This window comes from Rhodopseudomonas sp. BAL398 (assembly GCF_033001325.1).
In the GTDB taxonomy this organism is placed as follows: domain Bacteria; phylum Pseudomonadota; class Alphaproteobacteria; order Rhizobiales; family Xanthobacteraceae; genus JARJEH01.
The window spans coordinates 3421875-3448249 of record NZ_CP133111.1 but is presented as its reverse complement, the minus strand read 5'-3'; the positions used below and the strand labels follow the sequence as shown (position 1 = coordinate 3448249).

Annotated in this window: 23 protein-coding genes; 14 read left to right on the top strand and 9 right to left on the bottom strand. The window is 66.6% G+C overall.

The annotated features are described in order from the left end of the window. Positions 1-266 precede the first annotated feature (266 nt). Positions 267-3482 (top strand): autotransporter outer membrane beta-barrel domain-containing protein, encoded by a 3216-nt coding sequence (locus tag RBJ75_RS16280; protein ID WP_052628842.1) that lies wholly within the window; start codon positions 267-269, stop codon positions 3480-3482. Between the two features lie 12 nt (positions 3483-3494). Here the strand turns inward: RBJ75_RS16280 and RBJ75_RS16275 are convergent, their stop codons facing one another. Beyond that, the gene (locus tag RBJ75_RS16275) at positions 3495-4475 is read right to left on the bottom strand and encodes a small ribosomal subunit Rsm22 family protein (protein WP_044407115.1); all 981 of its coding nucleotides are present in this window, start codon (positions 4473-4475) and stop codon (positions 3495-3497) included. 184 nt (positions 4476-4659) lie between these two features. Then, positions 4660-8124, bottom strand: a complete 3465-nt coding sequence (gene smc, locus RBJ75_RS16270; protein ID WP_276156881.1) for a chromosome segregation protein SMC — start codon at positions 8122-8124, stop codon at positions 4660-4662. Between the two features lie 273 nt (positions 8125-8397). On the opposite strand from smc, the gene RBJ75_RS16265 reads away from it, so the two are divergent. From RBJ75_RS16265 to RBJ75_RS16255, 3 genes are all read left to right on the top strand, one after another. Further along, positions 8398-8679, top strand: a complete 282-nt coding sequence (locus RBJ75_RS16265) for a type II toxin-antitoxin system RelE/ParE family toxin (protein WP_044406843.1) — start codon at positions 8398-8400, stop codon at positions 8677-8679. Between the two features lie 38 nt (positions 8680-8717). Beyond that, positions 8718-9020, top strand: coding sequence for a HigA family addiction module antitoxin (locus RBJ75_RS16260; RefSeq protein WP_044406840.1), 303 nt, complete (start codon positions 8718-8720; stop codon positions 9018-9020). Positions 9021-9278: 258 nt separating this feature from the next. After that, the gene (locus tag RBJ75_RS16255) at positions 9279-9647 is read left to right on the top strand and encodes a hypothetical protein (RefSeq protein WP_044406837.1); all 369 of its coding nucleotides are present in this window, start codon (positions 9279-9281) and stop codon (positions 9645-9647) included. 836 nt (positions 9648-10483) lie between these two features. Here RBJ75_RS16255 and RBJ75_RS16250 read toward each other — a convergent pair. Together RBJ75_RS16250 and RBJ75_RS16245 are read right to left on the bottom strand one after the other, a co-directional pair. Further along, a complete protein-coding gene (locus tag RBJ75_RS16250; RefSeq protein WP_044412767.1) occupies positions 10484-11155 on the bottom strand; it encodes a DsbA family protein in 672 nt (223 codons plus the stop codon). A gap of 104 nt (positions 11156-11259) precedes the next feature. Then, entirely contained in the window at positions 11260-11760 is a 501-nt protein-coding gene (locus RBJ75_RS16245) for a DUF721 domain-containing protein (protein WP_411194469.1), read from the bottom strand. A gap of 129 nt (positions 11761-11889) precedes the next feature. On the opposite strand from RBJ75_RS16245, the gene mutY reads away from it, so the two are divergent. The 3 genes from mutY to RBJ75_RS16230 all read left to right on the top strand — a co-directional run bounded on the left by mutY (position 11890) and on the right by RBJ75_RS16230 (position 15000). Beyond that, the gene (gene mutY / locus RBJ75_RS16240) at positions 11890-12939 is read left to right on the top strand and encodes an A/G-specific adenine glycosylase (protein ID WP_044412772.1); all 1050 of its coding nucleotides are present in this window, start codon (positions 11890-11892) and stop codon (positions 12937-12939) included. A gap of 233 nt (positions 12940-13172) precedes the next feature. After that, on the top strand, positions 13173-13709 hold the full coding sequence (locus RBJ75_RS16235) for a PAS domain-containing protein (RefSeq protein WP_276156402.1): 537 nt from the start codon (positions 13173-13175) through the stop codon (positions 13707-13709). Beyond that, a complete protein-coding gene (locus tag RBJ75_RS16230) occupies positions 13672-15000 on the top strand; it encodes a methyl-accepting chemotaxis protein (protein ID WP_317528502.1) in 1329 nt (442 codons plus the stop codon). The genes RBJ75_RS16235 and RBJ75_RS16230 overlap by 38 nt, the downstream gene beginning before the upstream one ends. 3 nt (positions 15001-15003) lie before the next feature. Here the strand turns inward: RBJ75_RS16230 and RBJ75_RS16225 are convergent, their stop codons facing one another. Further along, a complete protein-coding gene (locus RBJ75_RS16225) occupies positions 15004-15690 on the bottom strand; it encodes a glutathione S-transferase family protein (RefSeq protein WP_044412559.1) in 687 nt (228 codons plus the stop codon). Between the two features lie 187 nt (positions 15691-15877). After that, positions 15878-17011: a site-specific DNA-methyltransferase gene (locus RBJ75_RS16220; protein WP_044412561.1), complete on the bottom strand. Its 1134-nt coding sequence runs from the start codon at positions 17009-17011 to the stop codon at positions 15878-15880. Positions 17012-17404: 393 nt separating this feature from the next. On the opposite strand from RBJ75_RS16220, the gene RBJ75_RS16215 reads away from it, so the two are divergent. From RBJ75_RS16215 to RBJ75_RS16200, 4 genes are all read left to right on the top strand, one after another. After that, a complete protein-coding gene (locus tag RBJ75_RS16215) occupies positions 17405-18328 on the top strand; it encodes a neutral zinc metallopeptidase (RefSeq protein WP_044412620.1) in 924 nt (307 codons plus the stop codon). Between the two features lie 63 nt (positions 18329-18391). Continuing rightward, positions 18392-18940, top strand: a complete 549-nt coding sequence (moaB, locus tag RBJ75_RS16210; RefSeq protein ID WP_044412567.1) for a molybdenum cofactor biosynthesis protein B — start codon at positions 18392-18394, stop codon at positions 18938-18940. Positions 18941-19063: 123 nt separating this feature from the next. Then, a complete protein-coding gene (locus tag RBJ75_RS16205; protein WP_044412569.1) occupies positions 19064-19882 on the top strand; it encodes a CoA transferase subunit A in 819 nt (272 codons plus the stop codon). After that, positions 19879-20631 carry a CoA-transferase gene (locus RBJ75_RS16200; RefSeq protein WP_044412571.1) on the top strand — a complete coding sequence of 251 codons (753 nt, stop codon included), beginning with the start codon at positions 19879-19881 and terminating at the stop codon, positions 20629-20631. Before RBJ75_RS16205 ends, RBJ75_RS16200 begins: the two co-directional genes overlap by 4 nt. Before the next feature lie 8 nt (positions 20632-20639). On the opposite strand, the gene RBJ75_RS16195 is transcribed toward RBJ75_RS16200, so the two are convergent. The 3 genes from RBJ75_RS16195 to RBJ75_RS16185 all read right to left on the bottom strand — a co-directional run bounded on the left by RBJ75_RS16195 (position 20640) and on the right by RBJ75_RS16185 (position 22389). Then, positions 20640-20789 (bottom strand): hypothetical protein, encoded by a 150-nt coding sequence (locus tag RBJ75_RS16195; protein ID WP_160297941.1) that lies wholly within the window; start codon positions 20787-20789, stop codon positions 20640-20642. After that, positions 20789-21715 carry a helix-turn-helix domain-containing GNAT family N-acetyltransferase gene (locus RBJ75_RS16190; RefSeq protein ID WP_044412574.1) on the bottom strand — a complete coding sequence of 309 codons (927 nt, stop codon included), beginning with the start codon at positions 21713-21715 and terminating at the stop codon, positions 20789-20791. Before RBJ75_RS16190 ends, RBJ75_RS16195 begins: the two co-directional genes overlap by 1 nt. 110 nt (positions 21716-21825) lie before the next feature. Further along, positions 21826-22389 (bottom strand): glycosyl transferase, encoded by a 564-nt coding sequence (locus RBJ75_RS16185; RefSeq protein WP_044412577.1) that lies wholly within the window; start codon positions 22387-22389, stop codon positions 21826-21828. Between the two features lie 199 nt (positions 22390-22588). On the opposite strand from RBJ75_RS16185, the gene RBJ75_RS16180 reads away from it, so the two are divergent. The 3 genes from RBJ75_RS16180 to RBJ75_RS16170 all read left to right on the top strand — a co-directional run bounded on the left by RBJ75_RS16180 (position 22589) and on the right by RBJ75_RS16170 (position 26329). Further along, entirely contained in the window at positions 22589-23749 is a 1161-nt protein-coding gene (locus tag RBJ75_RS16180; RefSeq protein ID WP_044412578.1) for a PA0069 family radical SAM protein, read from the top strand. 258 nt (positions 23750-24007) lie between these two features. Next, complete coding sequence (locus tag RBJ75_RS16175) at positions 24008-24733, top strand: ribonuclease HII (protein ID WP_080901058.1); 726 nt, start codon at positions 24008-24010, stop codon at positions 24731-24733. An 84-nt stretch (positions 24734-24817) separates the two neighbouring features. Next, positions 24818-26329, top strand: a complete 1512-nt coding sequence (locus RBJ75_RS16170) for a glycosyltransferase family 39 protein (RefSeq protein WP_044412580.1) — start codon at positions 24818-24820, stop codon at positions 26327-26329. Positions 26330-26375: the final 46 nt, after the last annotated feature.

The following is a 26375-nucleotide window of genomic DNA, read 5'->3' as shown; positions in this document are numbered from 1 at the left end:
GGACCCGAGCGGGAAGACGTAGCCAATCCTGTTCCCTTACGTCGCGGGTGGCAATGCTTGCGTTCAATGTGACCGGACCGGGCGCCTTCGGCAGGCGTGCGTGCGTCGATACCGACAACCCAGAGTCTCCACGACTGTTGCCAATGCGCACCATCTTCTGGTGGGCGATCGCCACCGGCCGCGAATTGCTGCGTGCTGGTCGCGATGTCACGTGGCCGTCAACTGCCGAACCTAGAGAAAGTTAACGTTTGGTAAGGGGCGAGTGAATGTTGAAGTGGCGTAACGGCGCGAGCTGGCTGGTGTTTCTTTGTCTCGGGACGGTCTCGATCCCGCTAACCGCAGGGGCGGCGTCGTTCACGGTCACCACCGGGACCTCCGACACGGCGGCGAAGACGGTCGTCGGCACCGACACCGGCACGATCGAGAGCGGCGGCACTCTCAATGTCACCGGCAGCGCCATCTCCTTTGCCGGGCCGGCCGCGGGCGTCGTCATCAACAATGCCGGCACCATCAAGTCGGGCAATCGCGGCATCGACACCTCGGGCTCGAACCCGCCCCGCAGCCTGACCTTGAACAATTTCGCCGGCGCGCTGATTTCGACCGTCGACGACGCATTCCGCCTCAACACCAGCATCGGCGCCGGCACGGTGACGATCAACAATTCCGGCACCATCGTCTCCTCGACCGGCCAGGTGGTCGACTTTGCCAAGAACACCTCGGCAACCGGAACGGTCGCGATCAACAATGCTGCCGGTGGAATCCTGCGCGCGCTCGATAATGACGCGATCCGGCCCGGATCGGGCACGACGGCGATCAACAACAGCGGGCTGATCGAATCGACCGAGCGCGCCATCAACCTCGACATCGCCGATCCCGCCACCGTCACATCGCTCCAGGTGATCAACAATTCCGGCGGCGTGATCCAGTCCGTCGACGATGCGATCCGCGCCATTGCCACGGCCACCACCGGCCGTTTCAGCATCGACAATGCCGGCACGATCTGGTCGACCGGCACCGGCCAGGCGATCGATTTCAACAACATCAGCGCCGGCACGGTGTCGATCGTCAACCGCGCCACCGGCGTCATCAAGGCGAGCGGGGCCGACGCGATCCGGCCCGGCGAAGCCGCCACCGTCACCAATTACGGCCTGATCTATTCCGATGGCAAAGTCGGGGACAGCAATGACGGCATCGACTGGCAGAGCCATTCCGGCACCGTGATCAACAAGACCGGCGGCACCATTTCGGGCTTCCGCCACGGCATCACCACCGACGCCTTCGTCAGCGTCAGCAATGAAGCCGGCGCGACGATCCTCGGCCGCAACGGCTCCGGCTTCGGCTCCGACGGCACCGGCACGGTGATCAATTACGGCCGCATCACCGGCGCCTATGATGGCAACGGAACGGGCGACGGCGACGGCGTCGATGTCGATTTTGCCGCCACCGTCACCAATTACGGCATCATCGAGGGCACCGGTGCCGGCGGCTATGATTCCGGCGGCCGTCTCAACAACGCCGAGGGCCTGTCGATCGGTGGCGGCACCGTCACCAATTGGGGCGTCATCAGCGGCGCCTCCTACGGTATCGTCGTCAACAATGATTCCAACGTCGACGGATCACGCAGCGGCGTCGCCGCCACGACGATCGCCAACAATGCGGGCGGCAGCATCGTCGGCCAGAACGGCTTTGCGATCCGGCTGGAGAACAAGACCGGCACCGCCGCCGACAACGACACCATCGTCAATCGCGGCACCATCATCGGCAATGGCGCCATTGCCGATCCGACCGCGACCGTGCTGCTCGGCAGCGGTCTGGTCGACACCAATTCGGTCGGCAAACTCGACGGCGTAACGTATACGGGCACCGGTTCGGCGCGGTTCATCCGCGGCGACGGCTCGGCGATCCAGATGGGCGAGGGCGCCGACGTCCTGACCAATTATGGCGTCATCATCGGCAACAGCGGCCGGGCGGTGAATCTGGAAGGCGGCAACGATACCGCCAACATCATGGCGGGCTCGCGCATCGTCGGGCTGGTCAATGGCGGCGCCGACACCGATACGCTGAACTACTACAAGGTCGGCCTGTCGGCCGCCAAGCGCGCCCAATTGGCGGCCGGTCAGACCGTCAATATCGGCGGTACGCTCTACACCTCGTTCGAGGTGGTAAACGCCTTCGCGCCGTCGTTCTCGGATTTGGCCAGCGCCGCGCATCCGGGCAGCGCTGGCCCGGCCTGGCAGTTCGACAATCTTTCCAACAGCGTGGCTGCCAGCAGCGCTGCGCTCACCTTGATCGATCAGGTCGCGAGCGCCGCCGATGTCGGCGCGGCGCTGGCGCAACTGTCGCCGGCCTCCTATCAGGGGCTCGGCCGGATGACGATGAATATGAGCTTCCAGACCAGCGCGTTGATCGATCAGCGCCTGATCCAGGGCCGCTTCGGCCTGACCGGCAACGACACCGGCGGCGCGGCCGCCGCGCTGGCGATGTTCGATTCCGGCCTGCTCGACGCCCGCGGCGCGACCATGGATCGCACGCTGGCCTCGCTCGACGCCGCCTCGGGCAACGGTCGAGATGCGCTGAGCGCCGTCGGCTGGGGCCGCGACGCGCTCGCCTATGCGCCCGCCACCAAGGCGCCGCCGCTACGCGCAGCGCTCGATCCGGATCATGGCGTGTTCATCACGTCGAGCCTCAGCACGTCACGCGAGGGCGCCCGCGCCAATGCCAGCGCGACCCGCTCCACCGCCGCGAATGTGGTCGCCGGCGCCGACTGGCGACTGTCGGATCGCTTGCTGGTCGGCGCCTTCGGGGGCTATGGGCTGACCAATGGCGATCTCGACACGCTCGGCAGCACCACCAAGATTTCGACCCGCACCGTGGGCGGATATGGCGGCTACCGCGCTCCGGCCTGGTACGCCAACGTCATCGGGCTGTATGGCTGGGACCGCTACGACAATTCGCGCGCGGCGCTGGGCGCGGTCGACGGCTCGCGTTTCGACGGCTCGCACTATTCGGTGCGCGGCGCGGTGGGAACGGATCTGCTTGTGTTCGGCGGCTTCGTGGTTAACCCCGAACTGAGCCTGCAATATACCAGCGTGTCGACCGATGGGTTCACCGAGAACGGCGGCATCACCGCGCTCAGCGTCGGCGCCGACCGCTCCGAATCGCTGCGCTCCAGCGTCGGCACCCGCATCGCCCACGATCTGCAGACCACCAACGGCGTGCTGACGCCGGAATTGCGGCTGGCTTGGCTGCACGAATTCCGCGACGGCGTTCGCGGCATCGACGCCAATTTCGTCGAGTCGACGCTGCCCGGCGTGTTCACCACCTTGACCGGCCGCGGCATCCGCGATCGCGGCGTGTTCGGCGCCGGAATCTCCGGCCGGTTCGGCGCGATGACGCTGGTCTCGCTCAATTACGACGCCATCGTCGGTGGCAGCGACACCGTGGCGCATCAGGTCAGCGCCCGGCTGAAGCATTCGTTCTGATCGCGGCTTGACTCAATCGCGGGCCGCGTCGACCAGTGCGTCGCCCCAGCGTAATTTGCGGAATTGCGCGTAGCGCGCCTTGTCGCGGCGCGGCGCCACCGCGCGCACGACGCCGCGCTCGGTGCACAATTTCGCCGTCACGGCGATCTTGGTCAGCTCCGGCTGTGCCAGCACCCGCGCCGGTCGTTGCGGCAGAGGTGCGCGGGTCAGCGCCACATAGCTGAATTTTTCGTCCTCATAGGGCAGTTCGGCGGCCTTGAGCTGCTGATGCACGCGCGAGCGCGGCAGCCGCTGGGTGAAGTGACACCAGTCCGGCGCCACCAGCGGGCAGGCGTCGTCGTGCGGGCAGGGGGCGATCACACGTGCGCCCTGCGCGATCAATTGCCGGCGCAGCGCCAGCACGCGGGCATGGCCGGCCGGCGTGCCGGGCTCGACGATCAGCAGCGTGTCGACCGTCTTGCGCCAGGCCAGCTCGGCGAATTTTTCCCGCCCGGTCTCGCTCAACTCGTTGATCACATAGCTGGCGATCACCAGATCGGCCGGCTCGGCCGCGGCGAGCAGCGCCAGCGCCTCGCCGCGCTGATAGCGCATCGCCGCAAGCCGGCTGTGTTGCGCCAATTGCAGCGCCAGCTCGCGCAGCGCCGCATTGGCGTCGATCAGCTCGAAGCCGCGCAACGAATCGAAGGCTTCGGCGGCGGCCCAGCTCGCGGTGCCGGGACCGGCGCCGCAATCGAGCAGGCTCGCCGGCACAAAATCGGGGCGCAGCTCAAGCAGCGCATTCAGGCAGGCGGTGACCGCCGCATAGGTCGCCGGCATCCGCGACGCCGCATAGGCCAGCGCGTCGGTGGCGCTGCGGATCGCCGTGGAGCCACCGCCGTCCCGATAGGTCTGCGACATCGACGCCGCCCGCGTGGTGGCGTCGCTGCGCGACAGTCCGTGCAGCTGTTGCGTCAGCGCGGCGGTCAATTCGGCGGGGAGTGCGGGAGCTATCATCGCAGAGGCGAGGGATTCTTCACCCTCCCCTTGAGGGGGAGGGTCGCCTGCCGCAGGCAGGCGGGGTGGGGTGCTTCCACGTTGATAAGCATGCGATCCAACAATTCGTGCAGTGCGCCGCGGCCGATCACCCCACCCCGGTTCGCTGCGCTCACCGACCCTCCCCCTCCAGGGGAGGGTGACGTCACGCCACGTGCTGATCCAGAATGCCGACCGCGTCCTGCAGATTGACCGAGACCAGCTGCGAGACGCCGCGCTCCGCCATGGTGACGCCGTAGAGCCGGTTCATCCGCGCCATCGTGATCGGGTTATGGGTGATGATGATGAAGCGGGTGTCGGTGGTCTTGGTCATCTCGTTCAGCAATTCGCAGAACCGTTCGACGTTGTGATCGTCGAGCGGCGCGTCGACTTCGTCGAGCACGCAGATCGGCGACGGGTTGGTGAGGAACACGGCGAAGATCAGCGACATCGCGGTCAGCGCCTGCTCGCCGCCGGACAACAGCGACAGCGTCTGCGGCTTCTTGCCGGGCGGCTTGGCGATGATTTCGAGCCCGGCTTCCAGCGGATCGTCGCTCTCGACCAGCTTCAATTCGGCCTCGCCGCCGCCGAACAGCACCACGAACAGGCGCTTGAAATGGCTGTTGACGATGTCGAACGAAGCCAGCAGCCGCTCCCGCGCTTCCTTGTTGAGGCTCTGGATGCCCTGGCGCAGCCGCTTGATCGCCTCGACCAGATCGTCGCGCTCGGTGGTCAGCCCGGTGTGCTGGGCTTCGATGTCGTTGAGTTCGTCCTCGGCGCGCAGATTGACGGCGCCGAGCCGCTCGCGGTCGCGGCGGAGCTTTTCCAGGCTCTCCTCGACCTCGGCCAGCGCCGGCAATTCGGCCTCGGGGCTGATCTCGGCGAGCGCCGCGGCGCCCTGCGGCTCGACTTCGAGCATGTCGCGGACCTCGCGCTCGACGTCGTCGAGCCGGCGCTTGGCGGCCTGCATCCGCTCCTCGGAGCGGGCGCAGGCTTCGCGGGCGTTGGACAGCGCTTCCAGCGACACCTTGGCGGTGCGGTCGGTGTCCTGCATTGCCAGCTCGGCGACGGCTAGCGCCTCGGCGGCGTCGCGGCGATCGGTCTGGGCGTATTCGATCTCGCTGATCAGCGCGCTGCGCTTCTCGGCGAACACTTCCGGGGCATTTTCCAGCTCGGTGCGCTCGATGCCAAGCTCGGTGACTCGGGCCTCGATGGTGGCGAGCTGCGACAGCGCGCTTTGCTTGCGGGATTGCCAGGCGCTGCGCTCGGCGACGATCGCCTGCAGCCGCTTGTCGGCGAGCTCGGCCTCGCGCGCCAGCGCGCTGGCCTCGGCACGCACTTGCGCCGCGAGCCGGCGGCGGCCCTCGATATCCTCGCGCACGGCATTGAGCCGGGCCTGGGTCTCGTCGCTCGGCGGCAATTCCTCGATCGCCGCCATCGCGCTTTCATAGGCCGCCTCGGCCTCGGCGCGATCGGCGGTGACCCGGCTATGGGCTTCGGCCAGCGCCGATTTGCGCGAGGCGTGGCGGTTGATCTCACGTTCGGTGGCGGCAAAGCGCTCGCGCGCCGAATCGACCTCTCGACGGGTGGCGCGCAGCCCCTCGCGCGCCGCGGTTTCCGCCGCGGCGGCGGCTTTCAGCTCGGATTCGGCGTCGTCCAGCGCCTGGCGCTTGGCGGCGGCTTCAACCCGCGCCTGCTCCAATTCGTTCTCGATCTCGACCAGCCGGGCGCGTTCGGCCAGCCGGCGCGCGGCGCGCGTCGGCGCATGCGCGGCGGCGACGAAGCCGTCCCAGCGCCAGACGTCGCCTTCCAGCGACACCAGCCGCTGCCCGGTCGCAAGCTGCGACACCAGCTCGTTGCCGCGCTCCTTGGCGACGACGCCGATCTGCGCCAGCCGCCGCGCCAGTTCGGGCGGGGCGTCGACATGGTTGGCCAGCGAATCGGCGCCCTCGGGCAGCGCCGGATCGTCGGCCTGGACGCCAATGTCGGTCCAGCGCATCGGCGCCGAGGGATCGACCGGGGCGTCGAGATCGTCGCCGAGCGCGGCGCCGATCGCCTTCTCATAACCCTTGGCGACATTGATGCCGTCGATGATCGGCGGCCACAGATTCTTGGTCTCGCTATTGACCAGCTTGGAGATGGTGCGGGCCTCGGTGTCGAGCCGCTGCACCTTCTTGTCGGCCTCGGCGAGCGGTCCGCGCGCCGCTTCGAGGCGTTGGCGCGCCTCCACATGGGCGGATTCGAACGCCTGCACCCCGGCCTCGGATTCCGCCAGCGTCTGCTGCGCGGTCTCCATCGCCTCGGCCAGGGCCTCGAGATCGCCGGCAGCGCTGGTCTGCTGCGCCAGCTTCTCGATCTCGATCTGCACCCCGGCGATTTCGGTATCCAGCCGCGTCAGCCGATCGCGATGGCCGCGCACGCCGGCCTCGAACTGGTTGCGCCGCGCGGTCAGCTGTGCCAGCGCGGTGGTCAATTCGCCGAACAGCCGCTCGGAATCCGCAAGCGTGGCCTCGGCTTCGGCGACGCGCTCATCGACGCCGCCGCGCAGCTCGACGCGCTGACGGATCTCGTCCTTGAGCTCGCCGTCCTCGATGTCGAGCTTCTCCAGCGCCACGTCGGCGTCGGCGGCGTGCTGCTGTTCGCGCTCGACGTCGGCGCCGAATTGCGTCAGCCGGCGGTCGAGTTCGCCGAGCCGCTCCTTGGCGCGTTGCTCCTCGCGGTCCAGCATTTCGCGGGCATTGGTGAGCCGCGTCAGCCCGGCGGCGGCGCGGGCCTCGGCCTCGCGCAAGGACGGCAAGGTCGAGGCGCGGTCGGCCTGGATGCGCGAGGCTTCGGCCTGTTCGCGGGTGCGCTCGGCCAGTTCGCGGACATTGAGATCGTGGACCTTGGCGGCCTCGGTGACTTCGGCATTGGCCTCGAGCCAGCGCAGATGAAACAGCATCGCCTCGGCCTTGCGGACCTTGGCGGCGACTTCGCGGAACCGGATCGCCTGCCGCGCCTGCTTCTTCAGCCCGTCGACCTGCGACGACAATTGACCGATCACGTCCTCGACGCGGGTAAGGTTGGTCTCGGCCGCCTTCAGCCGCAATTCGGCCTCGTGGCGGCGCGCATGCAGGCCGGCGACGCCGGCGGCGTCTTCCAGCACGCGGCGGCGCTGTTCCGGCTTGGCCTGGATGATTTCACCGATCTTGCCCTGATGCACCAGCGCCGGCGAGCGCGCGCCGGTGGCGGCGTCGGCGAACAGCAATTGCACGTCGCGGGCGCGCACGTCGCGGCCATTGATGCGATAGACCGAACCGGCCTCGCGCTCGATCCGGCGCGAGATTTCCAGAATTTCGGCGTCGTTCATCGCCGCCGGCGCGGTGTGGTCGGTATTGTCGATCGTCATCACCACTTCGGCGTGGTTGCGCGACGGCCGATTGCCGGAGCCGGAAAAGATCACCGCGTCCATATCGGCGGCGCGCAGCGATTTATGCGAGGTCTCGCCCATTGCCCAGCGCAGCGCCTCGACCAGATTCGACTTGCCGCAGCCATTGGGTCCGACCACGCCGGTCAGCCCCGGCTCGATCACGAAATCGGTGGGCTCGACGAAGGATTTGAATCCATGCAGGCGGAGGCGCGTGAGTTTCATGAAGCGATGCTCGGTTAGCCGCGATTCGCGGGGCTGCTGCCGAATCTCTCAACCCTGACAATACCATGGATGATATCGCCCGGTCACATCCGGTCTGCCGCCCGCGGCTCTGTTGAGGGCCGACAATGGCGAGCCGGGCGCCGCAGGGCAACCGCGGAACCGGGCTTTTCCAGAGGTTTAGGGGGTGGGGGAGAGGGGAAAGTGCGCCTTTCGCCGGTCGCCGAGCGATGCCGTGCGCTTGTGATGTGTATCATTGTCTGATACATTTTCCCCATGATCAAGAGCTTCCGGGACGCCCTGACCGAAGCGGCATTCGAGGGCGAGGCTCGCAAGGGCTTTCCGGCGAATTTGTTGAAGGTAGCTCGCCGCAAGTTGCAGTTGATAGCAGCCGCTCACAAGCTCGACGATCTGAGATTGCCGCCGGGAAACCGACTCGAAGCACTCACGGCAGACCGTAAGGGGCAGCACTCGATCCGCGTCAACGACCAGTTCCGAATTTGCTTCGTGTGGACAGATGAGGGCGCAATGGACGTCGAGTTCACCGACTACCACTGAACACATCGCAATTGTCCGCCAGCTAAGGAGACCAGACGATGGCCAAGAAACTCCCGCCCATGCACCCTGGCGAAGTGCTCCGCGAGGAATTTCTGCTCCCGCTCGGAATGACGCCCGGCGCGTTGGCTAAAATCTGCGGCGTGCCGCGGACGCGGATCGAGCGCATTGCCGCCGAACAGACCGGCATTACCGCCGACACCGCGCTGCGTCTCGCCAAGGCGTTCGGAACCAGCGTCGAGTTCTGGCTCAATCTGCAGAACGCGTTCGATGTGAGAACCGCAAGACTTCAGATCGCCGGTCAGTTGACGAAGATTGTGCCGGTGATCGACGATGCCGCGTAGCGTGTTGGGTGGAGCAAGCGAGGCGCCTTAGCTCGAATCGTGCGCCGCGCAATCCTTTGAGGCCGCACACAAGGGCCCGCCATATTGGTGTTGCGGCCCCGATCACCGCCGCCTTCGGCGGGTGTGCTGTTACCATAGATTGTTCGGTCTGGTTGATGCAGCTTTAACCGATGCTGCCGATCTGCACTGCGGCGCTTCATCAAGGAGCAATCCGGATTTGCTACCTTGGAATCGTTGCCCCAATGGCGGGAGATTACCGTGAGACCATTTCAGTATCTGATTGCCGGTGCCGCCGGCTTGTTGTTGGTCGGCCCGGCCGTCGCTCAGCGCGTCGGCGCCGAGCATAATGCGCCACCACAGCAATCGGTGCAGGTGCAGACGAACATCAGCCTATTCGTGGAGGACGTCGGCGGCACAAGTGAGGACGCCGAGAAGCTGCGCTATCAAATCCGCCGCCGGATCTACGAGATGGCAGCGCATGAATGCGACCTGCTGCGCGAGGTCATTGCCAAGGATTGCCGGCTGGAAACGGTGACCAGCAATATCCGCCAGCGTTCCGGTCAGCGTCCGCAGCAGGATGGTTACGATATCAATGGATCGCTGCGTTTACAGATCACGCTGAAATAGCCTGCCACCGATTTCGCCTGACGTCCCAGCCTTCGCCGCGATCACGGCGCGGGCGAATCGCTCGTCATGGAAGCACCCGATGCGGGAAGCTTACGCGGATTGCGTTGCGTTGCGTCCGGACGAGCGGTCCTCGCATGTTGACAATCTCATTGATCTGATTATATTCCTAATTGTTCTGTCCGTGAGGGGCGCTTCTCGAGGGCGCTTGTGAAGCGGGACAGAGCGCGCGAAGCGGAGTGATCCGCATCGCGCGCTGGCCAGAGCGGGATTCGTCCCGTCGGGTCGATGCGGCGTCCCGCGCGCGTGGCTCGCAACCACGCCCCGGGAGGCCTCGGGTCGCCGTCCGGCTCCACTAGGAGAGCCTGCCACTTGCTAGTTGGCTGGACGCGGCACAGGCGAAGGGCGGGAAACCGCCTGGATCAAGCGGTGCAACGGCATCGCGCCTGCGCCCGGAAGCACGGTCCCGAGGCCCAAAATCGCCGCGAAATGGCAGGCCGGTTCGCCGGTCTGCGGGGCGCGCCGCAAGGCGATACGCGATTGGCCGCAACGCCGATCGCGAAGCTCCACCCTCGCGCCGCGCGGCGCGCCCCCGCCCCTCATCGGGGCGGCGTTGGCACAATTCGGGCTCAGCGGAGTCGCGAGATTGCGCCAGCGTGGCTGAAATTCAGTGGCTGTTTGACATTCGAATCGCGTGTCCCGGGCGCGATGCGGCACGTAGTGCCGCTTCGCAGAACCGGGACCCCGGTTTGACCGTCGCAAAGATAGCGGGGCCCCGGCTCAGCAGCGCACCACGTCGCTGCGCGACGCGATGGGCTGCGTCCGGAACGCCGCGTTGCTCAGCTCTTCAGCAGCGGGTCGATGTGCTTGGAAAATTCCTCGAACGAGGTTTCGCCCTTGAGCATTTCGCCGTTGATGAAGAAGCTCGGGGTCGAGTTCACCTTCAGCACTTCATTGGCGTATTTCTGGTCGGCGGCGATCTTGTCGAGCAGCTTTTGGTCCTTGAGGCAGGCCTCGACCTGCTCGCCGCTCAGGCCGGCCTGCTTGCCGATCAGCTTCAGCGATTCGGTGGTGTTCTTCAGCACCCAATCGGCCTGCTGCTTGAACAGCAGATCGGTCACGGCGAAATATTTGCCGGCGTCGCCATCGGCGATGCAGCGGCTCAGCATCGAGCCGGCGGCGGCCTTGATGTCGAGCGGGAATTCGCGGAACACGTAGCGGATCTTGCCGGTGTCGATATAGGCCTTCTTGATCTTGGGAAACACTTCCTCGGCGAAGGCGGCGCAATGCGAGCAGGTCATCGAGGCGTATTCGGTGACGGTGACGGCGGCGTCCTTGGGGCCAAGCGCCATGTCGGGCAGCGACACCGGCTTGGCGACTTCGGCGGCGGTGGCCGCGGTGGTGCTCTGGGCGAAGGCCTGATCGATCAGCCGGAACGGCGAGATCCCGACCAGGGCGGCAAGGCCGGTCAGCGACAGGGTGGCGGTGAAAGCGCGGCGCGTGATCATCAATACTGCTCCCGGATCGGCGTCTGGCGCCGCGAAATGAACCCTTCGGCTAGCTTGAAACAACAATTGTGGCAATGGCAGGCCCGCGGCGGCCCGGTCAACCAGCGTCAATTCCGCTTGATCGAGGCCCCAAGCCGGGCCAAGGCGGCGCGCAGATCCGCGTCCTCGACCGAATCCAGCGTGGCTGCGATCTTGGCGACGGCGGCGGGGTCGGGCGCGGCGGGTGGTTTCTTGCGCGGCCGCTGCGACAGCGGCGCCTGGCGCAGCGCCAGCCGGCCGACCGCGCTCCAGCCGAAGAAGCGGTTGACCCGCTGCAGGATCACGTCGGAGGCGTGCTGGATCTCCAGCGCCATCGGGCCTTCGACCCGCAGCACCAAAGTCGCCAATTCCTGCTGCTGGCCCTCGACCGGGCGTGGCCACTGGATCTTCAGCGGCTCGGAATGCGCCGCGACCTCGGGGCCGGCGATTTCGGCCCAGCGCGTCACCAATTCCCGCGCGGCGAAACCCTGGCGGGCGAAGGCGTCGTTGAACACCCCCCCGAGCAACACCGAAAGCGGCTTGGCGAACATCGCGGCGGGCTTGAACAGAGGAGGCTGCTTTGCGACCATGATGCCATGAGTCTAGCAGGCGCGGCCCCCAAGGCAAAGCAAACGGCCAAGAAATCGGCAAAGCAATCGGCAAAGCAATCGGCCAAGCAATCGGTCAAGCAATCCCCGCCTCCCGCGGAGGATGACAGGCTGGCGTGGCGGCCGGCGGCGCTGTTGGCGTGGTACGACCGCCACCGCCGCAAGTTGCCGTGGCGGCCGCTGCCCGGGGTGGCGGCGGATCCCTATGCGGTGTGGCTGAGCGAGATCATGCTGCAGCAGACCACGGTCCAGGCGGTCGGCCCCTATTTCGAGAAATTTTTGGCGCGCTGGCCGGATGTCGCAGCGCTCGGCGCCGCCAGCCAGGACGAGGTGCTGCGGCTGTGGGCCGGGCTTGGCTATTACTCCCGCGCCCGCAATCTGCACGCTTGCGCGATGGCGGTGCGGCGCGACCATGGCGGCGCCTTTCCCGACACCGAAGAGGGGCTGCGGGCGCTGCCGGGGATCGGGCCCTATACGGCGGCGGCGATCGCCGCGATCGCCTTCGGCCGCCAATGCATGCCGGTCGACGGCAATATCGAGCGCGTGGTGGCGCGATTATTCGCAATCGAAGAGCCGCTGCCGCAGGCCAAGTCGCGGATCAAGCAACTCGCCGCGACGCTGCTTGGCCCCAGCCGCGCCGGCGACAGCGCCCAGGCGCTGATGGATCTGGGCTCGTCGATCTGCACGCCGAAGAAGCCGGCCTGCGCGCTGTGTCCGCTCGATCAGGGCTGCGTGGCGCGGCTGCGCGGCGACGCCGAGAGCTTTCCGCGCAAGGCGCCGAAAAAGACCGGCGTGTTGCGGCGTGGCGCCGCCTTCGTGGTCACCCGCGGCGATCAGCTGCTGGTGCGGACCCGCGCCGAAAAAGGCCTGCTCGGCGGCATGACCGAAGTGCCGGGGTCGGACTGGATCGCCGGGCACGAGGACAAGGCGGCACTGCGTCAGGCGCCGGCATTGCCGGGCGTCGCCCGCTGGCATCGCCGGCCCGGCACGGTCAGTCACGTCTTCACGCATTTTCCGCTCGAACTGATCGTCTACACCGCGCGGCTGGCCGGGCGCGGCCGGGCGCCGGCGGGGATGCGCTTCGTGCCGATCGCCACATTGCGCGACGAAGCGCTACCCAATCTGATGCGCAAAGTGATCGCGCACGGGCTCGGTGATTGAAGACCCTAGCATCGGATTAGTCGCGAGGGTTTAGCCCCAAGTGTTTAGCCCCAAGTGTTTAGTCCCGAGCGTTTAGTCCCGAGTGTCAAGTAACTCATACACCGTATGATTACCTGATCGCCGCCTTGCTCGCTTAATCGCCCGGTAATCACCTCCTCATTAAGGTGAATTTAATCGAAACTTTCGAATACACAGCGATAAGCGTCGACGGGACGCAAATGGCGGAGATTGCGATGGCCAACAAGGTGCAGCCCAGCGGTCGCGAATCGTTTTTCCCGGCGTCCGAGCTGATCGTCTCGAAGACGGATCTCAAGGGGCGCATCACCTACGCAAACCGGCTGTTCTGCAAGGTCGCGGGCTACACCGAAGCCGAACTGATCGGCCAGCCGCATAGTATCATCCGCCATCCCGACATGCCGCGCGCGGTGTTCAAACTGTTGTGGGATACCATCGAGACGCGCCGCGAGATCTTCGCCTATGTGAAGAACATGGCGCATTCGGGCAATCATTATTGGGTCTTCGCCCATGTCACGCCGTCATTCGCGGCCGACGGCACGCTGATCGGCTATCACTCCAACCGGCGCGTGCCAAACCGGAAAATTCTCGAATCGGCGATCATTCCGCTCTATGCCGAGGTGTTGCGGATCGAGAGCAGTCATCCCAACGGCAAGCAAGCCCTCGCGGCCGGCTATAAAGCCCTCACCGATTTCGTCGCATCCCAGAAGGTCGGCTATGATGAACTTGTGTTCTCTCTCGAAAGCGCAGCTTAACCTCGCGGTGATCATCGTGGCGTCGGCGATCGCGCTGACGCTCGAGGCGATCGGCTACCGCGGCGCGGCGATGACGATCCAGGCCATCGCGATTCTGTCCTCCGCGGTTGCGCTGTACAATATGATGCAGACCACGCGGCTGATCGAGCAGGCGCGCGACGTCTGCGTGCGGATCGCCGCCGGCGATTTCGAGGCCCGGATCCTGGCGATCCCGGATAATGGTCGGACCGGAGAACTGCTCGGCGCCATCAACGACATGATCGACGGCTGCGACGCCTTCGTGCGCGAGGCCAGCGCGGCGATGTCCGCTGTGCATGAGCACAAATACTTCCGCCGCATCCTGCCGGGCGGGCTGCACGGCGCGCTGCTGCAGGGAGCCGGCATCATCAATGCGGCGACCGTCAGCATCGAACATCAGATCGAAAGCTTCCAGACCCGCACCGCGCAGCTGGAGGGCAGCGTCAGCGTCATCGTCAGCGCGCTCGACAGCGGATCGGCCGATATGAAAGACACCGCCGGAAGCCTGCAACGCGGGGCTTCGACGACGCGGCAGCGGCTGCCCTCGGTGGCGGCGGCCTCCGAACGGGCGACGGCGAGCATGCGCTCGGTTGCCTCCGCGACCGCGGAACTGTCGTCGAGCGCCAGCGAGGTGGGCGCGGATATCGATCGCTCGGCGCAGATCGTCGGCCGTGCGGTGACGCGCGTGACGGAAGCAGGGGCCAATGTCGACGTGCTGCGCAAGGTCGCCGAGCGCATCAACGAGGTGGTCAAGGCGATCAATACGATCGCCAGCCAGACCAATCTGCTGGCGCTCAACGCCACCATCGAGGCGGCCCGCGCCGGCGAATCCGGTCGCGGCTTTGCCGTGGTGGCGCACGAGGTCAAGGCGCTGGCGACGCAGACGGCTGATTTCACCGCCGAGATCGAGGCCCAGGTCGGCGAGGTCCAGGCCGCCGCCGACAGCGTCGGCGGCTCGATCGCCGAGATCGGCGCGGTGATCGCCGAGGTCGACGCCATCACCGGCAAGGTCCATGTCGCGGCCGAGGCCCAGGCGCAGGCGACCGCCACGATTGCGCGGAATATCGATCAGGCCTTTGCGGTGGTCAGCGACATCGCCACCGATATTCATGCCATCACGCTCGACGCCGAAAACACCGAACGCCACGCCGCGTCGACATTGACGGCTTCGACCGATCTGTCGGCGCAGTCGGGGCACCTGACCCATGAAATACGCGGCTTTCTCGACCAGGCCCGCAAGGACCTGGTCGATCAGGCGCACGCGGCGGCGTAAGACTCAGGCCGCCTTGGTGGCGAGGTGCTTGAACATGTTGGCGCGGGCCTCGTCGTCCATCTCGGTCTTCCAGGTGAACTTGTCCTTCAGGGCGATCGCCCTGGCGGTGGCGGGCCGCGCCGAAACCTCGTCGAGCAGCCGCTTGACGTTGGGCAATTTCGCCAACGCGTCGTCGCCGAGGATGAAGGGGATCATCCGCGCCCAGCCCCAGACATCCATGTCGACGATGCTGTAGGCGTCGCCGACCATGTAGCGGCGGCCGGCGAGGTGGTCGTTGAGAATGCCGAAATGCCGCTGCGCCTCGTATTGGTAGCGGTTGTGCGCGTAGTCGACCTTCTCGGGCGCGAAATGCTTGAAATGCACCGCCTGGCCGGAGAACGGTCCGACCCCGGTGGCGACGAACATTAGCCAGCTCAGCAATTCGCCGCGATTGGCCGGGGTGTTGGCGGGAAGAAATTTGCCGGTCTTCTCGGCGAGATAGAGCAGGATGGCGTTGCTGTCGAACACGATGACGCCGTCCTCGTCGATCGCCGGCACCTTGCCGTTCGGGTTGACCGCCAGATAGTCCGGCTTGAACTGGTCGCCGGTGCGGGTATCGACCGGAATCGGCTGATAGGCCAGGCCGGCTTCTTCGAGGAATAGCGCGATCTTGGTCGGATTTGGCGAGCCGTTGAAATAGAATTTCAGCATCGAGAACTCCCAGTCAGTTTGTTGGCGAGGCGACCGCGGTGAGGAACGGCATGCGGCGACCTCCCTCCCATGCTTGGGATCTGCGGGAAGTGCAAACGACGAGTTTGTGAGGCAGCACAAATCGCGCGACAGCGGACACGCTACGGTCGCTGTGGTGAACTATTCCTGACGGAACGCGAAGCGGGCCTCAGCCCGCCGCCATCTCGGAGCGGATCTCGGCGCGCAGCTCATCGATCAACCGCAGACCCTTCTTGGTCTCGACGTGCCAATAGGTCCAGCCGTTGCAGGCGCCGGCGCCTTGCGCCACCGCGCCGATACGGTGGATCGAGCCGACCTTGTCGCCGAGCATGATGGCGCCGTCGGCGCGCACCAACGCGCCGTGGCGTTTCTTCGAATCGACCAGCTTGGTGCCGGGCGAGATGATGCCGCGTTCGATCAGTTCGGAGAAGGCGACGCGCGGGGCGCTCCGCGCCGTCATGAACGGCGCCAGCGTGGCCTCGGGCAGCGGTTCGATCGCGGCGATCCGGGCCTCGGCGGCTTGCGCGTAGACGCGGTCGCGCTCGAAGCCGATGTAGCGGCGGCCGAGCCGCTTGGCGACGGCGCCGGTGGTCCCGGTGCCGTTGAACGGATCGATGACCAGATCGCCTTGCTTCGACGACGACAACAGCACGCGGGCCAGCAGGCCTTCGGGCTTCTGCGTCGGATGCACCTTCTTGCCGTCGGCGCCCTTGAGCCGCTCGTCGCCGGTGCACAGTGGAATCAGCCAATCCGAGCGCGCCTGCACGTCTTCGTTGGAGGCCTTCAGCGCTTCGTAGTTGAAGGTGTATCCCTTGGCCTTTTCGTCGCGCGCCGCCCAAATCATGGTCTCGTGCGCGTTGGTGAACCTTCGGCCACGGAAATTCGGCATCGGATTGGTCTTGCGCCAGACGATGTCATTGAGGACCCAGAAGCCGAGGTCCTGCATGATCGCGCCGACGCGGAAAATGTTGTGATAGGAGCCGATCACCCACAATGTCGCCGACGGCTTCATGATGCGGCGGCAGGCCAGCAGCCAGGCGCGCGTGAAGTCGTCATAGGCGGCGAAGGAGGCGAATTTATCCCATTCGTCGTTGACGGCGTCGACATGGGATTCATCGGGGCGCTTCAGATCGCCCTTCAGCTGCAGATTGTACGGAGGATCCGCGAACACCAGATCGACCGATGCGGACGGAAGCTTCGACATCTCGGCGACGCAATCGCCAACGACGATACGACTATCCGGATGGGACTCGAATTTTGTGCGGGGCGCCCTTACAGACGCCCCGCGAAGCGACACAACCATGACTCAACTACTCTGACTCAGGCGACGCTGTCGGCGACGCGGGACTAAACAACCGACTGGCCACACATTGACCCGGCAAAGTAAAAATCGACTTAATTGCCGCGCGCTTCGCGACGAATTTCGAAACGTTGCGCGCGGTCGAAAAAACGCGCGCGGAACGCGATCGTCGGCACGGCCAGATCGCGGTTGAGAATGCAAAGCCCGCGATTGTCGGGGATGCGCGATCGCCCGATTGCGGCCGCGCGGCCGGCGGCGCCGGCAACCGGGCCTGCAACTTGCGCACTAGGCAATAATTGCCGAGCAGGTTAATGCTGATGGCGATGGAAAGATTTGCGCCGCGCCGCGTTGCGTGATGGGCGTCGACCGCCGACCAACTTAACCGAGGACAAGCTGATGCGTTTCGATGATTTTCGTCGCAGCGACAATATCGACGACCGCCGCGATGACGACAGTGGCGGCGGGGGCGGCGGCGGCTTTCGAATGGGCGGCGGCGGGCTCGGCATCGGCACCATCGTTGTGCTGGGTCTGGTCGGCTGGGCGTTCGGGATCGATCCGCGCGTCCTGATCGGCGGCGCCGAGATTTTGACCGGCGGCCAAGCCCCGACCCAGCAGGCCGATCGGCGCCCGGCGCCCGGCAAAGAGGGCGCGCCGACCGACCAGATGGGCAGCATGATTTCCGGCGTGCTCGGCGAGATAGACGACCGCTGGAGCGAGATCTTCAAGGACAGCGGCCAGACCTATACCGGGCCGCGCATCGTGCTGTTCAAGAATGCCACCAATGGCGGCCGCTGCGGCATGGCGCAGGCCGCGATGGGGCCGTTCTATTGTCCGCCGGACAAGCAGATCTATCTCGACACCGCATTCTTCAAGCAGGTCGAGACCAAGTTCCACGGCTGCTCCGGTAGCGCCTGCCAATTCACGGCGGCCTATATTATCGCCCACGAGGCCGGCCACCATGTCCAGAACCTGCTCGGCATCCTGCCGCGGGTGACGCGGCTGCAGCAGCAATCCGGATCCAAGGCGGCGTCCAACGCGCTGCAGGTCAAGGTCGAGCTGCAGGCCGATTGCCTGTCCGGGGTCTGGGTCAATCGCGAGCAGAAGAAGCGCCCGAACTTCCTGGAGGATGGCGACATCGACGCCGCGCTGAAAACCGCTAGCGCGATCGGCGACGACACGCTGCAACGCCGCGCGGGCAGGGACGTGGTGCCGGACTCCTTCACCCACGGTTCGGCCGAACAGCGCAAGCGCTGGTTCATGACCGGCTATCAGCAAGGCACGGTGCAGTCCTGCAATACGTTCGGCGCCGAACGGCTATGATGCGCGTCACCCTGGGCGTTGCTTTCGGTGAGACTCGCAGGGTGACGGCTTAGGAAACGCGTGATGGCCTCGATCGACCGACCGAAGAACTTCATCCCGCTCAACATCGCGGTGCTGACGGTGTCGGATACCCGCGGGCTCGACGACGACAAGTCCGGCGCCACGCTGGTGGAACGGATCACCGCCGCCGGCCACAGGCTGGCGGCGCGCGACATCGTTGCCGACGACGTCGAGGCGATCCGCGCATTGATCAAGGGCTGGATCGCCGACCAGGGCATCGACGCCATCATCACCACCGGCGGCACCGGTTTCACCGGCCGCGATGTCACCCCGGAGGCGATCGAGCCGCTGTTCGACAAGCGGATGGACGGGTTCTCGATCGCATTCCATATGCTGAGCTACGCCAAGATCGGGACCTCGACGATCCAGAGCCGCGTTACCGCGGGCGTCGCGAGCGCCACCTATATCTTCTGCCTGCCGGGCTCGCCCGGCGCCTGCCGCGACGGCTGGGACGGCATTCTCGCCGCCCAGCTCGATTATCGCACCCGGCCGTGCAATTTCGTCGAGATCATGCCGCGGCTCGACGAGCATCTGCGCCGCGGCAAGGCCTGATCGCGCACTGGCGCCCTCTACGTCTTGACAGCGCTACCGCGTCACGAAACCATTGCGACCAACAACGCGCCGCATGAGCGCGAATGATCGCCGCCTCGACGCGGCAATGGCAGGGAGAAGGTGATGGGACAAATCGTTTCGCTCGAGGCCCTGGCGGCGCATGTCCGCGCCGGCATGACCCTCGCCGTCCCCACCGACCATGCCGGCGTCGCGATGGCGGCGACCGCGGCGATCATCGCCAACCGTCCGGCCAATCTGCATCTGGTCTGCATTCCGATCAGCGGCATCCAGGCCGACATGCTGATCGGCGAAGGCCTGGTCGGCACGCTCGAGACCAGCGCGGTGACGCTGGGCGAGGCCGGCGGCGCGCCGCGGTTCAACGACGGCGTTCGTCACGGCGGCTTCGCGCTGATGGACGCCACCTGCCCGGCGATCCTCACCGGCCTGATCGCCGGCCAGAAGGGCGTGCCGTTCATGCCGATCCGCGGCCTCATCGGCAGCGACCTGATGCAAGCGCGGCCGGACTGGAAGATCATCGACAATCCGTTTGCGCCTGACGATCCGATCGTGGTGGTGCCGGCGATCCGGCCCGATGTCGCGCTGTTTCATGCCCCCGAAGCCGACCGCTTCGGCAACGTCCGGATCGGACGGCAGGCCGAACTCGCCACCATGGCGTATGCGGCCAAGACCACTTTGGTCACGGTGGAGCGGATCGTCGAGACTTCGCTGCTCGCCGACGAAGCCGCCTCGGCCGGCGTGTTGCCGGCTCTCTATGTCACCGCGATCGCCGAGGCGCGCAACGGTGCCTGGCCGCTCGGGCTATGGGGCGAATATCCGACCGACGATTCCGAACTCGCACGCTACGCCAGGATGGCGCGGTCGGCCGATGGGTTTGCGACCTATATGAAAGGCTTCGCGCAGCGGCTGGAGGCGGTGGCGTGAGCGGGCGCGGCGCGACCGCGCGCGAGATCCTGATCGCCACCATCGCCGATCTGCTCGACGGAGTCCGCATGGTCGCGGTAGGGGCCTCGTCGCCGATCCCGGCGGCCGGCGCGATGCTGCTGCGGGCGCGCAACGAAGCGCGCGCGCGCGAGCGGGTCCGGGTGATCGTGCTGGGCTCGCGCGAGCATAATTTCTTCACCAACGGTTCGGTCGAACTGTTCGATTGCGCGGCGCAGGGCCGGGTCGATGCGTTCTTCCTCGGCGGCGGCCAGATCGACGGCCAGGCCAATATCAATCTGGTCGGCACCGGCGATTATCCCACCAATGCGGTGCGCTGGCCGGGCTCGTTCGGCTCGGCGTTCCTGTATTATCTGGTGCCGCGCGTGATCCTGTTTCGCGAGGAGCATTCGCCGCGGGTGTTGGTCGACAAGGTCGATTTCGTCAGCGCGCCCGGCACCAGCGAGGGCATCGTGCGCAATGGCGGCCCGCACGCGCTGCTCACTGGCCTGGCGCTATTCGATTTCGACAGAGCGCGCAAACGCTTCCGGCTGCGCAGCGTGCATCGCGGCGTCACCGCCGCCGAGGTCAAGGCCAAGACCGGCTTCGACTATGACGCGCCGGCCGAGGTGCCGACCACGCCGGATCCCGACGCCGAAACCCTGGCGCTGCTGCGCGGTCGGGTGACCGACGAATTGGCCGAGACCTATCCGCAATTCGCCGGCGCATTGGCGGCGGATCGCGCCGCCTGACGCGGCGCTCAGCGGCGGCGAAACAGACGCGCCAGCCATCGGCGCAATGCTTGCCGCGCCACGCCACAGGCCTCCGCGCGCAGGCGCCTCGCATTGGCCTTGTGAAACGCGAGCAATTCCGCGGTGACGCGCAGCGCAGGCTGGCGTCGCGCCGCCATTACAGTTTCAACTCCCAGGTCTCGCCGACCAGGTCCTGACCGAAACTGCGATGCGGCTCGGTGGCGACCAGTTCAAAGCCTGAGTTCCGATAGATCTGTCGCGCGGCGATCAGGATGCTCTGGGTCCATAGCGTGATGCCGCGATAGCCGCATTGCCGGGCAAAGCCGATGCATTCGCCGACCAGCCTTTGCCCGAGCCCGTGGCCGCGGCCGGCCGGATCGACCAGCAGCAGCCGCAGCTTGGCGATCTGATCGCTGTGTCGGACCAGGAACACCGAGCCGACCGGCGCGCCATCGAGCTCGGCGATCCAGCTGCGCTCGCGCGAGGCGTCGAACGAGGCCAGGAAGGTCGAAGCCAGCTGCGCCACCAGCGCCTCGAACGAGGCGTCGAAGCCATATTCGGCGGCGTAGAGCGCGCCGTGGCTTTGCACCACCCAGCCGATATCGCCGGGCCGGGGCGGGCGCAGCGTGATGGCTGGCGGCTGCGGCGGCGCGCCAAGCAGCCGCTCGATCGTCGCCATTGCCTGAATCAGCTGGGCGCGGTCGCCCGCGCCCAGCCCGCGTAGCATGGCGGCGACCTCCTGCTCCATGGCGCGCGTCAGCTTGGACAAGGCGGCGCGGCCCTTGGCGGTCAGCGCTAGGAGATATTGCCGGCGGTCGGCTGGTGACGCGGCTCGCACGATCAGGCCGGCTTCGTCGAAATTCTGGATGATCCGGCTGAGATAGCCGGGATCGAGCCCGAGCCCGGCGCCGATCGCCTTCGCGGTCGGCCGCTCCCGCTGCGCCAGCTCATACAGGATGCGCGCCTCGGTCAGCGAATAGGGACTGTGCACCAGATGCTGTTCCAGCACGCCGACCTTGGCGGTGTAGAACCGGTTGAAGGCGCGGACCGCCGCGACGGTCGGGTCAGAAACGTGCTGCAACATCGGCTCACCTCTATACTTGCCAATATCAACTAAATGGTTGACTTTGGCAAGTGTATTGGCGCGCACGCTATCCGGCTTGCAGTGTCCGGCTTAAGGCGAGGGCGGCAGAGTCAGGCGACGACGATACGGCTGCGCAGCATGGTGCGCGAGGAGCGGCCGAGCTGGCGCAGCAGCCGGGTCTCGGAGCGGCGGCCGTCGTGGCCGCCGAGACGGTCATAATGCTCGCGGGCGATCAGCAGGCCCTGCTCGGTGCCGGGGCCGAGGACGGCGCGGCGCAGCAGCGCCAGGCCGTCGCGCCAGCTCGTTTCGGCGTAGGGCGAGCGGGCATAGCGGAAGATCCCGGCGCGCGGCGTGCCGCTGGCCGAGACCCGCTGAATGAACTGGGTGGTCTCCTCGATCCAGCCGGAATCCAGCACCGCGCCGGCTTGCAGAAACATCAGCCATGGCGACCGGGACTGCCGCGCGCCAGCCGCCATCGCCGCGCTGCGCGAACCCTCGAAGGCGAGAAAATGGCACCCGGCGACGTCGGCGACCCGCGCGATCACATCGCCGCCGCCGCGGTCGACCAACACGACGTCGCTGACCACGCCGGCCGCGGCTCCGGGCACCAGCGCCGCCAGCGTGGCGACGGCGTCGCGTTCGATGCCTTCGGTGGGAATGATGACGCTCAACATCGCGACTGGCGATCCTCTCACGACGAACCGCCGCACCGTTATCACTTTGCCCCGATGAAATCAGCCGGGAATTGCCGGTTTTGTCGCGCAACGGGGGTTTTGGCGTCGTTGCGCGCCAAGCGCCCGGCGATGCCGGCCCGGCTGTGGAATGGCGAATTTATGTTCTTGATTTGTTCTCGCGACTCGCTATCTTCGAACCATGAGCAGAGCATCCATTGCCCTCAAGCACCCGCCGGTCACGACGCCCTCCGAGCCGGCGGGTGCGCCTTCACCCTTTCCGGCGCTCGAGGTCGCGATCGACCGCGAGCGCCGCCGCGGCCGCGGCGCGCAGTCCAATGCCAGCGGCCGGTTCGAGGCCGAGGCCCGGGTGGCGTTCGACGATGGCTGGCAGAGCCTCGACGAATTGCCGCCGTTCAAGACCACAGTGGCGCTCGACACCGCGCGAAAAGTGATCACCCGCAACGACTCGCCCGACATCGGCTTCGACCGCTCGATCAATCCCTATCGCGGCTGCGAGCATGGCTGCGTCTATTGCTTCGCCCGGCCGACCCATGCCTATCTCGGCCTGTCGCCGGGGCTGGATTTCGAATCCAAGCTGTTCGCCAGGCCGGACGCGCCGGCGCTGCTGGAGAAGGAGCTGGCGGCGCAGAATTACGAGCCGAAAATGATCGCGATCGGCACCAATACCGATCCGTATCAGCCGATCGAGCGCGACCGCAACATCATGCGCGGCATTTTGGAAGTGCTGGAGCGGGCGTCGCATCCGGTCGGCATCGTCACCAAATCGGCGCTGGTCACCCGCGACATCGACATTCTGGCCCGGATGGCCAAGCGCAACCTCGCCAAGGTGGCGATCTCGGTGACCTCGCTCGATCCCAAACTGGCCCGCAGCATGGAGCCGCGCGCCTCGACGCCGGCCAAGCGGCTGGAGGCACTGCGGCAATTGGCGCAGGCCGGGATTCCCACCACCGTGATGGTGGCGCCGGTGATCCCGGCGCTGAACGACGCTGAGATCGAGCGGATTCTCGACGCCGCGGCCCATGCCGGGGTCAAGGAAGCCAGCTATGTGCTGCTGCGGCTGCCGCTCGAGGTCCGCGACCTGTTCCGCGAATGGCTGATGGCCAATTATCCCGACCGCTATCGCCACGTCTTCACTTTGATCCGCGAGATGCGCGACGGCCGCGATTATGACTCGCAATGGGGCACGCGGATGAAGGGCACCGGGCCGATGGCCTGGATGATCGGCCGCCGCTTCGAAATCGCCTGCGCCAAGCTCGGACTCAACAAGCGGCGCTCGAAACTGACCACCGATCATTTTGCCCGGCCGGAACGCAGCGGCCAGCAGCTCAGCTTGTTTTGAAAGCAAATTTTTCGCGAGGACCATAGGCACCCGTGTCCCGGGCGCGATGCGGCATGCAGTGCCGCTTCGCAGAACCGGGACCCCGCTTCGCTGCCGGGCAACGCGTCTCAGCGCCGCTAAGTGCGCCACGCCGCCAGGGCGGCGCGTTGCGCCGCATCCGGGGAACGCGATTCTTGTCCGAATGGCGGGGGTCTGAATAACGGGCACGGCGGCGAATTTCCGGTTGCGGATGCCGCGGCCGGCCCGCAGCATCCCGGCATGATTCGGGATCAGGACAAAACGCCGGCCAAGCTCGGCAAGGGCGTCATCGCGGTGGCGCCGCCGAGCTTTCGGCGCGAACGGGCGCTGCTCAAGCGCGGGGTGTGGCCGGTGGCCGGCTGCGACGAGGCCGGGCGCGGCCCGTTGGCAGGACCCGTGGTGGCCGCCGCCGTGGTGCTCGATCCCAAGCGCATCCCCAAGGGCCTCGACGATTCCAAGCGGCTCACCGCGGAGAAGCGCGAGGCGCTGTTCGAGCAGATCTGCGTCACCGCCTCGGTCGCGGTGGCCTATGCGTCCCCGGCGCGAATCGATCGCGACAATATTTTGCGCGCCTCGCTGTGGGCGCTGGCCCGCGCGGTCCATGCGCTGCCCGACCGCCCACAGCACGTGCTGGTCGACGGCCGCGACCGGCTCGAGGTGAGTTGCGATTGTGACGCCGTGATCGGCGGCGACGCCCTGGTGCTGTCGATCGCCGCGGCCTCGATCATCGCCAAAGTGTCGCGCGACCGGCTGATGTGCCGTTTGGCGCAGGATTGTCCGGGCTATGGTTTCGAGCAGCACAAGGGCTATGGCGTGCCCGGTCATCTCGAGGCGCTGGCCCGGCTCGGCCCCAGCGTGCATCATCGCCGCCTGTTCGCGCCGGTCGCCGCGGCGCGGGAGCGCCACGCAGCGCTGGCCACGCGCATCGATGCGGACCCCAATCGCGCGATCGAACCGGCGCTCTGAGGGGGCGCCGCCGGTGCAAGCCGGTTGCCTGCGCGGGCCCCGGGCTCTATCAGATTGGGACTGGCCCCGCTGACCCCGGTTTGCATGCGCTTCACCTCCCTGATCATCGAACTGATCCGCGCCCGGCCGCGGCTGGTGTTCTGGCTCGTGGTGATGTGTCAGGCGCTGTTGTGGCTGGTCGTGCCGGTGATCTTCTACGCCAGCCCGCCCGCCGACGTCGTCACCGTGCTGGCCTATGGGCGGGAATATCAGGTCGGTTCCGATCTCGGCCCGCCTTTGGCGTTCTGGCTCGCCGATATCGCGTTCCGCGCCGCCGGCAATCACATCATCGGCGTCTATCTGCTGGCCCAGCTGTGCTTCATCGTGACGTTCTACGCGCTGTATCAGCTCGGCCGCGCCGTGGTTGGCTCGCAGCATGCCGTGGTCGCGGTGCTGCTGACCATGACGGTGACGGCGTTCTCGTCGCCCGGCGTCGAATTCGGGCCACTGATCCTGGCGCGGCCGCTCTGGGCGCTGATTTTGCTGCACAGCTGGCAGATCATCGGCCAGCGCCGGCGCAACGCCTGGTTCGCGCTGTCGATCGAGGTCGGCCTGCTGCTGCTGACCACCAATGTCGCCCCGATCTTGCTGCTGCTGCCGATCGGATTCGCGCTGGCCAATGCGCGCAGCCGCCAGGCGCTCAGATCGGTCGATCCGCTGTTCGCCCTGCTGGTGATCGTGGTGCTGGCGCTGCCCTATGCGATCTGGCTGCTGCGCGCCGATCTGCTGGCGCTGCCGCAATGGCCCGCGGGCGCGGATCTGCCGGATCGGATGCGGCTGTTCGGCGAATTGTTCGGCTGGCTGTTGCTGGCAACCGCGCCGATCGCCCTGCTGGTGGTGCTCAATTCCGGCCGGTTCGATCGCAAGCCGGCCGACCCCCCAATCGTTTTTCGGCCGCCGGTTGATCCGCTAGCGCGCCGCTTTGTCTATGTCTTCGCACTGGTGCCGGCGCTGGCGGGCAGCTTTGTCGCGGGCCTGTTCGGCCTCGATCACACCGTCGGTGGGCCGGGCATTGCGCTGCTATTGTCCGGGTTGGCGGTGGTGATGGCGACCGGAGACCTGCTGTATCTGCGCCGTCAGCGCATCCTGCGCACCGCATGGGCGGCGGCGATCGCGGCCCCGGCGGTCGCGGTGGCGGTGGCGACGCTGATCCTGCCCTGGATCGGCAAGACCGAACAGCCAACCTCGCTCCCCGCCAGCCAAATCGCCCGGTTCTTCGCCGACAGTTTCCAGCGCCGCACCAATCAGCCGCTGCCGGCGGTGGCCGGCGATCCGCAGCTGGCCGGGCTGATCGCGATGGCGCCGTCGCGACCGCATCTGTTCCTCGATGCCAGCCCGCGACGCACCCCTTGGGTGACGCCGGCGAGCTTCCGGAACCGGGGGGGCGTGGTGGTGTGGCGTGCGACCGACACCGTCGGCAAGCCCCCGGACGACATCGCCCAACGTTTTCCCGACCTGGTTCCGGAATTGCCGCGCGCTTTCGACCGGTTGATCACCGGCCAGCAGCCGCCGCTGCGAATCGGCTGGGCCATTCTGCGCCCGAAACCGGCGCCATAGTCTCGCGCCCAGACCATGCAAGGCCCCTCATGGTGAGGAGGCGCAA